Below are 14,602 nucleotides of genomic sequence, written 5' to 3' on the forward strand. Positions count from 1 at the left end.
GCGTAGCGAGCCGATGATCCGGTCGGCGATCATCGAGGACGGGAACTCGTGAACCCCGCCGAGAGGAGCCGGACCGTGAGCGACCTGGACGATTTCCTCCTGAAGTTGCCGAAGATCGAACTGCACCTGCACATCGAGGGCACCCTCGAACCAGAGCTGAGGTTTCGGCTCGCCGAGCGCAACAACATCGAACTGCCGTACTCCAGTGCGGCCGAACTGCGGGCGAGCTACGACTTCGACGATCTGCCGTCCTTCCTCACCGGCTACTACGACGGCATGCGGGTCCTGCGCACCGAGCAGGACTTTTACGACCTCGCCTGGGCGTACTTCGAGAAGGCCGCGGGGCAGAACGTGCGCTACACCGAGATCTTCTTCGACCCGCAGGCGCACACCGGCCGAGGCGTCGCGTTCGACACCGTCATTCGCGGGCTGCGCCGCGCGCAACTCGATGGGCGTCGACTCCTGCACCTGCATGTGCAGCTGATCATGTGCTTCTTGCGGGATTACCAACCCGAGTTCGCGATGGCCACTCTGCTGGAATCGCTGCCGTACCGGGAGTGGATCGTCGGCGTGGGGCTGGACTCCGACGAGCGGGGCAATCCGCCGCGCAAGTTCGCCGAGGTGTTCCACCGCGCCCGCGAGGAGGGCTACCTGCTGACCATGCACTGCGACGTGGACCAGGAGAACACCACCGAGCACATCCGCCAGTGCCTGCATGAGATCGAGGTGGACCGCATCGACCACGGCGTGAACATCCTGACGGACCCGGAGCTACTGGCGGAGGCACGGCGGCGCCGCATCGGGCTCACCGCGTGCCCGATCTCCAACGGCTGGGTGAGCGACGGCCTGAAGGCCCCGGAGATCAAGCGACTCCTCGACGCCGGGCTGAAGGTCACCGTCAACTCCGACGATCCCGCCTACTTCGGCGGCTACGTAAGCGAAAATCTCGCCGCCGTGCAACGGGCCCTCGAACTGACCCGGCACGACCTCGTCCGGCTACAGCGCAACGCCGTCGAGTCCTGCTGGGCGCCGCCGGCGGTCAAAGACCGGATCAGCGCCGAACTGGACCGGTTGTGCTGACTTTCGACCCGGCCGGATCCACCGTCCAGTAACCGCGGCTGGCAGAAAGTCGCCATATTTCGGGTGAAGCGCACTCGACCGACACCGGCCGTCCGGCGGGAGCAGTGGGGCAGACCCACAGGCAGCATCGATCCTAGGCCGTTCAACGCAATTCGGTCCGGGGGCAACGACGCGGCGTGACACGACCGGTTTGCGGCGCCGTAACAAAGAAGGGGCGGAGTCGATGTGTTGTACATCGAGTGATGAGTTGACCGTGGCGAGCTGACCGTCGCGAGGATGGACGGGGCGGAGTGACTGATCCCAGGGGGCCGCTGGAGCGACTGCTCGACTCCGGGCTTGGTGTGCCTCCCGAGTTCGTCGACATCAACACCGAGGAGGTCTCGATCGCCCGGGTCTACGACTACCTCCTGGGTGGCAAGGACAACTTCGCGGTGGATCGTGCGGCGTGCGAGGCCATGATCGAGGTGGTCCCGGAGACGCCGCTGCTGGCGCGGGCGAAAAGGTACTTCCTCCGCCAAGCCGTGCGGTACTTGGTGGGCGAGGCCGGGATCCGGCAGATCATCGACATCGGGTCGGGACTTCCCACCGCCGGGAACGTGCACGAAATCGCGCAAGAAATCGCCCCCGAGGCCCGCGTGGTCTACGTGGACAACGACCCGATCGTGCTCGCCTACGGGCGGGCACTGCTGGCCGACGATACCGCCACGACTGTGCTCAACGGGGATCTGCGCGAACCGGATACGATCTTCGACCATCCGGAAACCGAGCGGTTCATCGACTTCACCGAGCCGTTCGCGGTGCTGTTAAGCGGCATCCTCATGCACCTCGAAGACGAGGACAATCCCGAGGACGTGGCCGCCAGCATTCGCGATCGGCTCCCCAGCGGCGGCTACCTGCTGGTGTCGAACACGTGCGACACCGGCGAGCCGCGCGCCCGCGAACTGGCCCGCGTCTTCGCCGAGCACGGCATGGGAAGCCGCTGCTTCCGCGGGTGGGATGAGCAGATCCGCTACTTCGCCGACCTCGACCTGGTCGACCCCGGACTCGTGCCGAACAACGAATGGCGGCCCGGGAACGACGTCCCCGATCCGGGCAACTCCGCGCACAAGTTGCACATCGGCGGTCTCGGCAGAAAGCCCTAGCATCGCATTAGAACACAAAGCGTATCCACTTTGGACCAAGGTTCCTGGACGAGGCGCTAGTTTGGGTCGGGAGCCGCCGTCTCCCGCAACTGTCCGTCGGAGAGCCGCAGCCAGCGATCCACCTTGATCTGCCGGAGGAACCGCTCGTCGTGGCTGACCACCACGAACGCGCCTTCGTAGGCGTTGAGCGCGCTTTCCAACTGCCCGACGCTGACCAGGTCGAGGTTGTTGGTCGGTTCATCGAGCAGCAGCAGCTGGGGCGCCGGTTCGGCGAAAAGAACGCAGAGCAGGGTGGCACGCAACCGCTCGCCGCCGGAGAGCACCCCGACCGGAAGGTGCGCGCCGGAGCCCCGGAACAAGAAGCGGGCGAGCAGATTCATCCGCTGGGGCCCCAGCATCCCGGGCGCGAACGCCGCCAGATTCTCCGCCACGGTGCGGTGCAGGTCCAACAAGTCCAGCCGTTGGGACAGGTAGGCGACGCGGCCGTCGGCGCGTTTGGTACCGCCGCGCGCCAGTTCCACGTCGCCGTTGATCACGCGCAGCAGCGTGGACTTGCCGACGCCGTTGGGTCCGGTCAGCGCGATCCGCTCAGGTCCCCGGATCGTCAGATTCACGCCGTCCTCGCCGAACAGGTCCCGCTCGCCGTAGCGGACCCGCATGCCCTCGCCGAGGAAGACGGTGCGTCCGGCCGGGACGCTTGTCCCGGGCAGTTCCAGCGCGATCTTCTCGTCGTCGCGCAGGGCGCGTCCGGCCTCGTCGAGGCGGGCCTTGGCCGCGCCGACCCGTGCGGCGTGCGTCTCGTTCGACTTGCCCGCAGACTCCTGCGCGCGGCGCTTCATCATCCCGGCGACAATCTTCGGCAAGCCGGCGTTGCTGATGTTGCGAGCGGCGTTGCCTGCCCGCCGCGCCGCCCGTTCGCGGGCCTGCTGCATCTCCCGCTTCTCCCGCTTGACCTCTTGCTCGGCGGTGCGCACGTTCTTCGCTGCGACCTGTTGCTCGGCCCGCACGGCTTCCTCGTAGTCGGTGAAGTTCCCGCCGTAGTACCGCAGCTCGCCCCGGTCGAGTTCGGCGATGCGGTCCATGCGGTCGAGCAACGCCCGATCGTGGCTGACCAGCAGCAGGCAGCCCCTCCAGTCCTCCAGCACGCCGTGGAGCTTGCGGCGTGCCGCAAGGTCGAGATTGTTGGTCGGTTCGTCGAGCAGCAGGACGTCAGGCCGCTTCAACAGCTGCGCCGCCAGTCCGAGGGAGACGACCTGACCGCCGCTGAGAGTGTGCAGGCGGCCGGTGAGGGTGACGTCTTCGAGGCCGAGCCGCTCCAGCTGCGCCCGGGTGCGCTCCTCGATGTCCCAGTCGTTGCCGATCGTGGCGAAATGCTCCTCGCTCGCGTCTCCGGACTCGACGGCGAGCAGCGCCTTGATCACCGGGGCGATCCCCAGGACCTCGGCCACGGTCAGCTCGCCGATGAAGGGCAGGCTTTGCGGAAGATAGCCGACCAGCCCCTCGACGGACACGCTTCCGCCGCTGGGGCGCAATTCGCCGGCGATCAACTTGAGCAGGGTGCTCTTTCCGGCCCCGTTCGGTGCGACGAGACCCGTGCGGCCGCCGCCCGTGGTGAACGACAGGTCCTGGAAGACCGGGGTGTCATCCGGCCAGGAGAAGGAGAGATTCGAACAGCTGATGAACGCATCGGACATGGAATCGTCCTCTGAACTCCCTCGTTCCCGGCCCCTTGTCTCCCACCGTAGCAACAGCCGCCCGGATAGTCGGGACGGGGTAAGCCACCATTGCGCCGCCGCGCATGAGGCGAGACCATCGAATGTCCCAATAGGACACTCCGAGCCGGAAGATCACCGGCGGGCACCGTGGTCGGTGTTCAAGGCGACTAATTCGCTGGCGTGGCGCGCCGCAACACGTGATCATTGGTACGCCAAGTTCCCGAGAGGCAGGAAGAACGATGTACGCGGCAGTTGAGGGTGCGAAGGTACCGATCCGGATGTGGGCAGAGCCGCACTCGGTGGAAGACGCCGCGCTGCGCCAGTTGCACAACGTCGCCAACCTACCCTGGGTCCACGGCCTGGCCGTGATGCCGGACGTGCACTATGGCAAGGGAGCGACCGTCGGCAGCGTGATCGCCATGCGCAACGCCGTGTCCCCGGCCGCCGTCGGAGTCGACATCGGATGCGGGATGAGCGCGGTGCGTACCTCGCTGACCGCTGCCGACCTGCCGGACGACCTCGGTCGGCTGCGGCGGCGGATCGAATCGGCGGTGCCCGTCGGCTTTGCCATGCACCGCACGCCGGTGAAACCGTCGCGCGTGCCGGGCCGGGGCGGCTGGCAGGAGTTCTGGTCGGCCTTCGGAGAGTTGCATCCGGGCGTGCAGAACTTGCAGGACCGGGCGCGCGCACAGATCGGCAGCCTGGGTGGCGGCAACCATTTCATCGAGGTCTGCCTGGAGCAGGGCGGCCCGGACGCCGACCGCGTGTGGCTGATGCTGCACTCCGGCTCCCGCGGAATCGGCAACGAACTCGCGAAGCGGCACATCGACATCGCGCGACGCCTCCCCCACAACGCGGACCTGCCGGATCCTGATCTCGCGGTGTTCGTCGCGGGCACGCCGGAAATGCGGGCATACCGCCGGGACCTGTTCTGGGCTCAGGACTACGCGGCGCGCAACCGCGCCACGATGCTGAGCCTGGTGCAGCGGGCCCTGGCCGAAACGGTGCCGGGGACCGGGTTCGACACGCCGATCTCGTGCCACCACAACTATGTGGCCGAGGAGAACTACGACGGGGTCGACTTGCTGATCACCCGCAAGGGCGCGATCCGGGCAGGCGCGGGTGATCTCGGCATCATCCCGGGCAGCATGGGCACCGGATCCTACATCGTGCGCGGCCTCGGCAACGAGCAGTCGTTCCAGTCGGCTTCGCACGGCGCCGGTCGGCGCATGTCGCGAACCAAGGCTCGGAAGACGTTCACGTCCGCCGACCTGGCGACGCAGACCGCCGGCGTGGAATGCCGGAAGGACACCGGCGTGGTGGACGAGATCCCGGCCGCCTACAAAGACATCGAATCGGTGATCGCAGCGCAGACCGATCTCGTCGAGGTGGTCACGCATCTGAAGCAGGTCGTGTGCGTCAAGGGATGAACGGTCGGGTGTCTCGGCACCGCGGTGCGTCCTGCCGGGGCACCCGGCCGACCGGCCCGCCGGTCTCGCGGCCCCGGTGTGGCAATTAGGCCAACAGAATTGATCCAGAAATTCCGCCGGGCGACGAAGCCATGGCATGCGGCGTCTTCCACCGACTCGATCATTTCGGACAACGTCATTTTCCGGCGGCGCCCAATAATTGATCTCGCGATTAAAGATCGCTTTTTTAATTTCGATCTAGCTATGTGGACGATCGGCCTGCGGTAACCTATTCGAGGGGGTAACGATCTGTGACGATGTCCCCTGATTTCGCAGCGCCGATCAACAAACAAGGGGACTTACCGTAACGCAGCGACGGTGTCGATCTCACCTTGCGTGATGATTATTCCCAATTGGACATATCAACACAACCACGATCGTATGATCATGCATTTCTAAGGCTGCCGACCTGAATAACCGTGCTTACCGTTACGAATAGTCGCCTTCAGATCTCGCGAGGCGATTTCGAAAATGATCTCAGACGCGGGATTCTCGCTCAACTGATCAAAAGGAGGCCCGAGTGTCTTCAACGCTTGTTCGCCTTGGCGGGATTGCCGCCTTTGTGTTGGGTACTTCGATCGGCCTGACTCCCGTGGTGTACGCCCAAGGGAATTTGGCGACGCCACCACTGGTGTCCATGACCGACGAGTGCGATGGATCGGACGGCTGCCCAGGGCTGCCGCCGCTATGCAAGCCGGAAGAGTGCCCACCGCCGCCGTGCAAACCGGAAGAGTGCAAGCCGCCCTTCAAGCCTCCGGTGGCCGTGCCTCCACCGGCGCCCGCCCCGGCGCCCGCCCCGGCGCCCGCGCCCGCGCCAGCGCCAGCGGCGCCAGCACCCGCGGCACCCGCGCCTCAGACGCAGGCACCTGCGCAGACGCAGCGGCCAACGGCCAGGCCGACCCAGGTTCCGACGGCCAAGCCCGCCGTCCCGACGCAGGTGCCACAGGTCCCCCAGGTTCCCCAGGTGCCTGTGGGCGGTGTCCCGGCCGGTGGCGGAGCGACGGCACATGATGACGCCGACGTTTCCGGCCCGCTGATGGCGGCGGGTGGCGCGGCGCTCGTCGCTCTGGCTGCTGGTGGTGTTTACGTGTACCGGCGCCGGCGTGCCGAGGCCCGGCGCTGATCGAGCCGGATTGGTGGTGTGCACTCCGGGAGTGCACACCACCTATCCGAACGAATGGCCGCCAATCCGCGGAGCATCGTTGGCCGTGGAGGCAGTACCGGAGGCGGGGGTGGAGCGTGAGAGCCGCATTTCTAGCCGTGTGGTTCACCTTGCTGCTGGCGGTGACGAGCCCGGCGAACTTCGGCCCGGCGGATGCGCGATCGACGCAGCCACCGACCGCGGCGACTGCGAACGCGCCCGGACCTGCCGGCCCGGTTGGGCCGGTTCCGGGCGATCCCTATCCGGTCAGGATCTCGATACCGGCCATTCGAGTGACATCTACTCTCGTGCCCCTGGGCTTAACCCCAGATGGTTCCGTCGAAGTACCGCCGATCGAGAAACCCAAGCAGGCTGGTTGGTTCCAACCCGGTCCGGGCGCGGGCGAGGTCGGCCCCTTCGTCGTGCTGGGCCACGTCGACTCGTACACCGAGGCCGGTGTGTTCTACCGGCTGCGCGACCTCCGCATCGGCGACCGGATCAACGTCGGTCGCAGGGACGGATCACGGGTCACCTATCTGGTCGACCGCATCGACCGGGTCGCCAAGAACCGGTTCCCCACCGACGCCGTGTACGGCAACGTCACTCGCCCCGAGATCAGGCTGATCACGTGCGGCGGGGATTTCGACGAGTCCCGGCGCAGCTACGAGGACAACGTGATCGTGTTCGGCCATCTGGCCTGAGTGCCCGTGCTGGCTTGCCGCGCGCGGACAGGCATGCGCTGGGATCGCTCGACGGCCGAGTGCCGATCGCCTCTGTGTCCACGCCTCGCCCGCGGAGCATCCTTGGGGTGCAGTCAGGTGAGGAGGTGCACCGCCTTGCCGTTCGAGAATCGGAGGGACGCCGGTCGTCGACTGGCGCAACAGTTATCGCACCTCAGGGGGGTGGACGCGGTCGTCCTGGGACTGCCTCGCGGTGGCGTGCCGGTGGCTTTCGAGGTGGCTCGGGCGCTGCACGCACCGTTGGACGTGATCGTGGTGCGCAAGCTCGGGGTTCCCACCCACCCCGAGCTCGGCATGGGTGCCATCGGTGAAGGCAACGTGCGCATCATCAACGACGAGGTGTTGTGGAAGACCGGGGTCAGCGCGAAGGACCTGGACGAGGTGGAACGGCGCGAACGGATCGAACTCGACCGGCGAGCGCGGTTGTTCCGCATCAACCGGCCGCGGGCCGACGTGACCGGCCGGACTGCCATCGTGATCGATGACGGCATTGCCACCGGTTCCACCGCGCACGCCGCGTGCCGGGTAGCCCGCGAGCAAGGCGCCGCCCGGGTGGTGCTGGCCGTGCCCGTGGCTCCACCACACGCCTTGGAACGGCTGGAGGAGGTGACCGACGAGCAGGTGTGCCTGGAGACTCCGGGGTGGTTCATGGCCATCGGGCAGTGGTACCGGGATTTCGCCCCGACCCCCGACGCCGAAGTCGTCGAGCTGCTGCACCGGACCGACCAGCCCCAACGCGCACCAGAGGCTGATCGTGGGTCGTGACGACCCGGTTCCCGCACTGGCAATTCCGCTTACCGCGCAATGCAGTTCCGGGGTAGCCGGTCGAGTAAAGGTTCCCGCGGGGACCGATTCCGCTCTGTCCACGACCGGGCCCCGCGGGAGCTCCTCCTGCTGTGGGGAGACAGGCGCTAGGAGGAGCGGCATGGGCCCCACCTGCGACGGGGGCCCAAGCTCGTGCGTCCTACTCGACGAGCCAGCCGTGTTTGCCGGCCAAAGCGACAACGCCGTCGCGAACCGATTGAACCTGCGCACCGGTCAGCTCGGGAAGTTCCTGAAGAAGCTGCTCGGTCACCTCGCTCCGCAATTCTTGCCGGGTCAGGACATCACACAGTTCCTCCGCGTCGACCCGAGTCGCGGTCGACGCGACGGGGACAACCTGGTTCGCGGACTCGGCCGCCTTGACAGCGCCGACGCCCACCACCTGGACACCGTACGCCTTGAGCCCGCGTTGTCCTTCCACTACCTCGAACGACACCTTGGTACCGATCGCAAGCGGCTCCTCGCCGCCATCGACCCCGTTGACATGGAAGAACACGTCCTCCTGGGCACCGCCCTCCGGGGCGATGAAACCAAACCCGCGCTCTTCCTCGAACCGAACGATCCGACCAGTCAGCACCTGAGACCCCAACCTTCCCAACACAGCAACCCAAGAACGCCAGCGCTTCGGCTCCCGAGCCGTTCCGCTGGACAACAGCCGCGGCGGAACTCCCACCGAACACGAAAGTTCACCAGATTTCACTTACCGTCGGCCCGCCGACCGGTTCCCTGATTCAAAGGCCCGCGAACGTCCCGACTTCCGTACTTTTGCCGAAAATCGGGGCCAACACCAGGCCGTGTCGCGAAGCAGAGCCTTTTAGCCCGGATTTGCTTCCCCAATGAGCACGGACGCCTTGATGTACCGCAAAGTCCACAGTGGTCCGGAACGTGCCCGCTGACGAGGTGACCGGTCATCGGCCCGGGATCATTCCGGGCCGTGGGCCGTGTCGTCGTGGACGTGCTTGGCCTCCGACCAGTAGTCCTGCGCGTCGGTCAGGGCCGACGCCAGCACCCGGCGCAAGTGGCGAAGGTGCTCGACCGCCCGGTCCAGTGCCTCGTGCGGATGGTCGCGGAGAGCCTGCTGGAACAGGAGGTCGCGATCCACTTCGTCTATCCGCTCGACGAGCGTCCGGGTGAGGTGATCGAGCGAGGTCAACACGCCGATGAGCGCGGAGCCGTAAGCAGGCCAGTCCTCCCTGGTCAGGTCGCCGCGCGCCTGCACGGTCGCCGCATCGTCGAGCGCTTCCCGCGCCGCATACACACCTTCAATGGGATGTCGCCACGGTGAACCCATCGCTCAACACCTTCCACACCCCTGGAGGCTGCCTTCGCTCCAGCGGCGCTGCTCGCAGTTCATCCAGGTTAATCCGGCGTCGGCACGAACGCAGGAGGGTACCGATACCGAGGCATGAATGAATCCGGCCCGTTCGGGGAATCCGGGGAGCACCACAACGAGCAGACCCGAGTCGGAAAGGATGCCGCCATGGGAATTCTGAGTTGGATCGTGTTCGGTTTGATCGCCGGCGTGATCGCCAAATTCATCTTACCGGGCCGTGATCCCGGCGGAATCATCGTGACCATTCTGATCGGCATCGTCGGCGGTCTGCTCGGCGGATGGATAGCCACCAGGATCATGGGTGCCGCGGGAGTCACGGGTTTCAACCTGATGAGCTTCGTCTGGGCGATCGTCGGATCGGTGATTCTCCTGCTCATCTACCGGCTGATCTTCCACCGAACGCACGCTTGACTCATCGGACAATTCGGCTCCGGCTCCAGTTCATGCCGAAGTTCCAACGAAAATTCGTCACCGTCTCATGTGGACTCTCAAGCGCGGGGCGTCGCGCATGCGGCGCCCCAATCCAGGTGTCGAACGGCTGCCGGCGGGCGCGAGCGTGTGCCGCACGGCGAGCACGAAGTTCTCGTGCAGCGGTATTCGCGCCCGGCCCGCCGACCGGGGCTCCCCCACTCAGTCCGGAGGTGCAAGCACCACCGCGGAGTTGTGGCCGCCCAGTCCGAGCGACGACTTCACCGTGAGGCCGTCGGCAGGCACAGCGGGGCCGGCCAGCAGCCGCGGATGCCCGGGGGCGACCAATGGCGGGGCGGGCAGGAGCCCGCGGTCATATCCCAGCGCGGTAGCGGAGATCTCCACGGCGGAAGCCGCGCCCATGCAGTGGCCCACCAGTGGCTTCACCGAGAAGAGCTCGGCCTTGGCGGGAAACAGCGCGTCGAACACGGCGGCCTCGGCACGGTCGCACTGCTTTGTCCCGGGACCATGTGCGTTGAGGTAGCGCACCCGCGACGCGTCCACACCCGCGCTTGCCAGCGCTTCGGCGAAGCACCGAGTCAGTTCGCTCAGCTTCGGGTCGACCGAGGTGACGTGGTGGGCATCGTGCGACATCGCGCCGCCGAGCACATGGGCGTACGGGTTCCGCGTCCGCTTCGACAGGACCATCCCCACCGACGCCTCGCCCATGATGAAGCCGCGGCTGCCCTCCTGGAACGGTCGGCAAGCCTGTAGCGGCTCGGTGTCGGTGATTGCGACACCGAGCCGGTTGAAGTGCAGCACGGTCTCCGGGGTGGACGACAGGTCGGTGGCGACGAACACCACGTCGTCCACCACGTCGGCGTCCAGCCATGCCTTCGCGGTGAGCAAGCCGGCATTGCCGGAGGCGCAGGTCGCCGAGACGTTCATCGCCGGGCCGTGGAAGCCGAACTCTTGCATGAACGTCGACACCGGGGTCGAGGGCATCAGCGCGAGGTAGTCGCGCACCGACGCGTCGGAGCCGCGCGTGCCATAGAAATCCCGCCACAGTTCCAGATCACCGAGCACTGCCGCGTGCAGTAGCCCCACCCGGCGTCCGGGCTGCCAGCCCCGGCGTCCGGCGTCGATGATCGCCTCGCGCGCGGCGCCTCGCATGGCCCTGGCGAAGCGGCTCGGACCGTCCAACTCGTCACCGCCGTCCGGTACCTTGGCCACCCATGCCGTCTGGTCCCGGTCGGGGCCATGTCCCGGGACCGAGCGGGCGGCTATCTTGCCGCCGGATAAGCCCTCCCACAGGGCATCGCGGCCCCAGCCGTAGCCGGTCACCGCGCCGATACCGTTGATTCCGCATTGCTGCGCGCCCATTGCCAACCTTTCTTGGGTTGCGATCATCCAATCCGGCCACCGCACCGGGGAAGGGCGGTGGGTGGCGACCGGCACCGCCGCGCGCCCAGCCCGATCGAACGAAATCGCCGCAGCATCGGCGGGCTGTCGAGATCGAACTACTTAACGTCACTTTTTCGCGCGAGAAGATCCGGTCGCTACACGCAAGAGTGAAGAACATGAGCATTTGCGATACTCACAGTGTTTGCACTCTGGCAGTCTCTCATACAGGTGAATGAAGATCGGCAAAAGGAGGAGCAGTGCAGAACCTTTCGCGCCCGCCTTCGCGCCGGCCCCGGTTCACGATGGGTGGCTCGCCTGGCCGTAACCCGTGCGCGCGGCGCGCGAGGTCTCGCCAATGGTTGATGACCAGCCCTTATGGGAAGCTCTAAGCCGGGTCGGTGACACAGCGCTATGGCCACGACGGGCGGAGTAGCCCACGCGAGGAGTTGGGTGGGTGAAGTCTCTTCATTGGGTGGATCATGGAAATTGATCCTGCGGACGGGCTCTCGGGCGGCTCTGGTCTCGGCCGCGAGTTCCTGGACCTCGCGCTGTCCGCGCACGGCGCCGTCCCGTGGACGTTCGATTTCGCCGATCGCGGCCTCACCTGGGCCGCCGGCATGGACTCGCTCCTGGGCATGTCCGGCGCAAGCGAAGACGAGATCCGCGCACGGTTGCGCAAGCTCATCGAGCCGTGGACGGTGGCCGCGACAACGACTGCGCTCTGGCAGGACCTCGACCTGGAGCAGCCTGTCGTGACCCGCAAAGGCGAAACGCGATTGCTCCGTTTCCACGCTCGGCTGCGCGGCAACCAGCGAACCGGCCGCCTGATCGGGCTGGTCCGCGAGGTGACGGCCCTGCACCGGGACCGGCAGACGCTGGCCGATCTCGCCGGCCGATACCGACTCCTCGTCGAACTCAGCCCCGACGCGATCTGCGTGCACCAGGACGGATTCGTCAAGTACGCGAACCCGGCGATGAGCTCCATCCTCGGCGCCGAATCCAGCGAGCAACTCCTCGGGCGCCCGGTCACCGATTTCGTCGCCCACCACTCTATTGCCGAGATGCGCGAGCGGATCCGGTTGCTGGCAGCCCCGGGCGCCGTGACACCGCGCTCGCAGGCCGCGTTGCAGCGCATCGACGGCGGCACGGTCCCCGTCGAGTTGATAGCGGTGCACACCACCTGGGAAGGGCGCCCGGCGGTGCAGGTCATCGGGCGCGACGTCACCGCGCAAAAGGCTGCCGAGGCCGCGCTTCGCAACCAGGCGGCGCTGGTCGAGCACAGCAACAACGCGATCATCGCCACCGACCGCGACGGCGTGGTCACGAGTTGGAACCCAGCCGCCGAGACCGTGTACGGCATACCCGCGGATCAGGCGCTGGGCCGGCACGTCGAAGCGCTGGTCGGCGCGCCGCTGCAGCCCGAAGCACTGCTCGGCGGGGGCGGCGTCACCGAGGCCCTGCACCGTCGGCAGGACGGCACCACCCTCGTGATCGGGATCTCGGCGGCGGAAATGGACTCCGGTTTCGTGTTGGTGTGCGCCGACGAGACGGCCCGACGGCAAGCCGAGCAGGATTTCGCCACCGTCGTCGCCGCGCTCGACGAGGGCGTCATCGTGTTGGGACCGGAGGGCACCGTCGCATCGGCCAATCCAGCCGCCGAACGCATTCTCGGTGTGGCCGGGTCACAGATCGTCGGCACCTCCCCCGCTTCCTGGCCCATGTTCGACGAGTCCGGTGAACAGCTCCGGCCGCAAGACCGCCCCTCGGCGGTGGCCAGGCGAAGCGGAGCGCCGGAGAACCAGCGCGTGGTCCGCTTCGACCGGGCCGACGGCCGCAGCGTGTGGCTGGCGGTCACCGCCCGCACGCTGAATCCGCAGGACCGCCCGCCGCACAAGGTCGTCACCTCATTCACCGACATCACCGAGAGCCGGGCCGCCCGGGAGCGCTTGGAGTACGAGGCCACGCACGACCCGCTGACCCGGCTGGCCAACCGCACGCTCGTGCTGCGGCACCTCGGGCATCCGCAGCCGCGGACGGACCCGGTGGCGGTGCTGTTCATCGACCTGGACAACTTCAAGCGCATCAACGATTCCCTGGGCCACGCCGCCGGCGATGAGGTGTTGCGCATCATCGGGAACCGGCTGGTGAGCGCGACTCGCGACGAGGCGCTGGTGGGGCGGCTCGGCGGCGACGAATTCGTCGTCCTCGTCCACGGCGAGAGCGACCACGAGGTGCTGGGCGCGCTCGGCAACCGCCTGCTCGGCGCGCTTACCGAGCCGATCCGGGTGCAGGGCAGGCAACTGCACGTCAACGGAAGCATCGGGGTCGTGGTCTCCGGAGCCGACGACACCCGGTCCGGCCAGGACGTCCTGCGCGATGCCGACGTGGCCATGTACCAGGCCAAGACCCAGGGTGGTGGGCGCTACGCGTTCTTCGGGGTCGATCTCCGCGAACGAGTGCAGCGGCACATGGTCCTGGAGCAGGACCTGCGCCATGCGGTGCAACGCGACGAGCTCTGGGTGGCCTACCAGCCCGTCGTCGATCTGCGCGTCGACCGCACGGTCGCCGTGGAGGGCCTGCTCCGGTGGTCGCACCCGGTGCACGGAACGGTGTCACCGGCCGAATTCATCCCACTGGCCGAGGAAAGCGACCTGATCAACCCGATCGGCGCGCACATGTTGCACACGGCGGCCGGTCAGCTCGCCGACGAACGCGAGCGCCACGAGCTCGACCTGCAACTCAACGCGAACCTCTCACCGCGCCAGCTCGAAGATCCCGACCTGCTGGCCAACGTGCAGCAAGCGCTCGCCGATTCCGGTCTGCCGCCGCACGCGCTGTGCCTGGAGATCACCGAGAACGCGATCATGCAGGACCCCGCGGCGGCCGCCCGCGTCCTGAACGGATTGCGCGAACTCGGTATCGGGCTGGCGATCGACGACTTCGGAACCGGGTACTCCTCGCTGGCGCAGCTGCGGCAGCTGCCCCTGGACATCCTCAAGATCGACCGAACGTTCGTCACGGACCTCGCCGAAAGCGAAGAGCTCGAAGTAATCGTCAACAGCATCATCGCCATGGCCCACGCCGTCGGCCTTGAGGTCGTGGCGGAAGGGATCGAAACGCCCCAACAACTCGCCATCCTCCGCACTCTCGGCTGCGACCAGGCGCAGGGCTACTACCTTGGCAAACCCACCTCGATCCAGGAGCTCTTCCCGCCCAACATTCCGCCGCATCCGGAGAAAACGGCGTGACCCGGCTTCCTTCGATGCCCATTCGGCGACGGCGGCCCGGGCGGGCATCGGCCCCGCACATTTCTCCCGCCCTCGCCCGTCCCGTCAACCATCCGGATAT

The 14,602-nt window shown here is 67.0% G+C and carries 12 protein-coding genes; 8 read left to right on the plus strand and 4 right to left on the minus strand.

The window, feature by feature from the left end; all coding sequences use genetic code 11:
• Positions 1 to 75 precede the first annotated feature (75 nt).
• Entirely contained in the window at positions 76 to 1,080 is a 1,005-nt protein-coding gene (gene add, locus BJ970_RS29530) for an adenosine deaminase (protein ID WP_312864532.1), read from the plus strand.
• Between the two features lie 290 nt (positions 1,081 to 1,370).
• Complete coding sequence (locus BJ970_RS29535; protein ID WP_312864533.1) at positions 1,371 to 2,222, plus strand: SAM-dependent methyltransferase; 852 nt, start codon at positions 1,371 to 1,373, stop codon at positions 2,220 to 2,222.
• Positions 2,223 to 2,278: 56 nt separating this feature from the next.
• Here the strand turns inward: BJ970_RS29535 and abc-f are convergent, their stop codons facing one another.
• Positions 2,279 to 3,916 carry a ribosomal protection-like ABC-F family protein gene (gene abc-f, locus BJ970_RS29540; RefSeq protein WP_184730317.1) on the minus strand — a complete coding sequence of 546 codons (1,638 nt, stop codon included), beginning with the start codon at positions 3,914 to 3,916 and terminating at the stop codon, positions 2,279 to 2,281.
• A gap of 260 nt (positions 3,917 to 4,176) precedes the next feature.
• Here abc-f and BJ970_RS29545 point away from each other — a divergent pair, with 260 nt between their 5' ends.
• From BJ970_RS29545 to BJ970_RS29560, 4 genes are all read left to right on the plus strand, one after another.
• The gene (locus BJ970_RS29545; protein WP_184730319.1) at positions 4,177 to 5,367 is read left to right on the plus strand and encodes an RtcB family protein; all 1,191 of its coding nucleotides are present in this window, start codon (positions 4,177 to 4,179) and stop codon (positions 5,365 to 5,367) included.
• Between the two features lie 1,003 nt (positions 5,368 to 6,370).
• Entirely contained in the window at positions 6,371 to 6,529 is a 159-nt protein-coding gene (locus tag BJ970_RS29550) for a GVDTG sorting domain-containing protein (protein WP_184730321.1), read from the plus strand.
• Between the two features lie 161 nt (positions 6,530 to 6,690).
• Entirely contained in the window at positions 6,691 to 7,248 is a 558-nt protein-coding gene (locus BJ970_RS29555) for a class F sortase (protein WP_312864625.1), read from the plus strand.
• A gap of 201 nt (positions 7,249 to 7,449) precedes the next feature.
• Positions 7,450 to 8,052, plus strand: coding sequence for a phosphoribosyltransferase (locus BJ970_RS29560; protein ID WP_376775147.1), 603 nt, complete (start codon positions 7,450 to 7,452; stop codon positions 8,050 to 8,052).
• A 199-nt stretch (positions 8,053 to 8,251) separates the two neighbouring features.
• On the opposite strand, the gene BJ970_RS29565 is transcribed toward BJ970_RS29560, so the two are convergent.
• Complete coding sequence (locus tag BJ970_RS29565; protein WP_184730325.1) at positions 8,252 to 8,686, minus strand: cold-shock protein; 435 nt, start codon at positions 8,684 to 8,686, stop codon at positions 8,252 to 8,254.
• 345 nt (positions 8,687 to 9,031) lie between these two features.
• Positions 9,032 to 9,400, minus strand: coding sequence for a hypothetical protein (locus tag BJ970_RS29570; RefSeq protein ID WP_184730327.1), 369 nt, complete (start codon positions 9,398 to 9,400; stop codon positions 9,032 to 9,034).
• Between the two features lie 189 nt (positions 9,401 to 9,589).
• On the opposite strand from BJ970_RS29570, the gene BJ970_RS29575 reads away from it, so the two are divergent.
• Positions 9,590 to 9,853, plus strand: a complete 264-nt coding sequence (locus BJ970_RS29575; protein ID WP_184730330.1) for a GlsB/YeaQ/YmgE family stress response membrane protein — start codon at positions 9,590 to 9,592, stop codon at positions 9,851 to 9,853.
• Positions 9,854 to 10,072: 219 nt separating this feature from the next.
• Here the strand turns inward: BJ970_RS29575 and BJ970_RS29580 are convergent, their stop codons facing one another.
• On the minus strand, positions 10,073 to 11,260 hold the full coding sequence (locus BJ970_RS29580; RefSeq protein ID WP_184730332.1) for a beta-ketoacyl synthase N-terminal-like domain-containing protein: 1,188 nt from the start codon (positions 11,258 to 11,260) through the stop codon (positions 10,073 to 10,075).
• 473 nt (positions 11,261 to 11,733) lie between these two features.
• Between BJ970_RS29580 and BJ970_RS29585 the strand changes: the two genes are divergently transcribed.
• A complete protein-coding gene (locus BJ970_RS29585) occupies positions 11,734 to 14,502 on the plus strand; it encodes a sensor domain-containing protein (RefSeq protein WP_184730334.1) in 2,769 nt (922 codons plus the stop codon).
• The last annotated feature ends 100 nt before the right edge of the window (positions 14,503 to 14,602 follow it).

Origin of the sequence: Saccharopolyspora phatthalungensis, from assembly GCF_014203395.1 — a bacterium.
Taxonomy (GTDB): domain Bacteria; phylum Actinomycetota; class Actinomycetes; order Mycobacteriales; family Pseudonocardiaceae; genus Saccharopolyspora; species Saccharopolyspora phatthalungensis.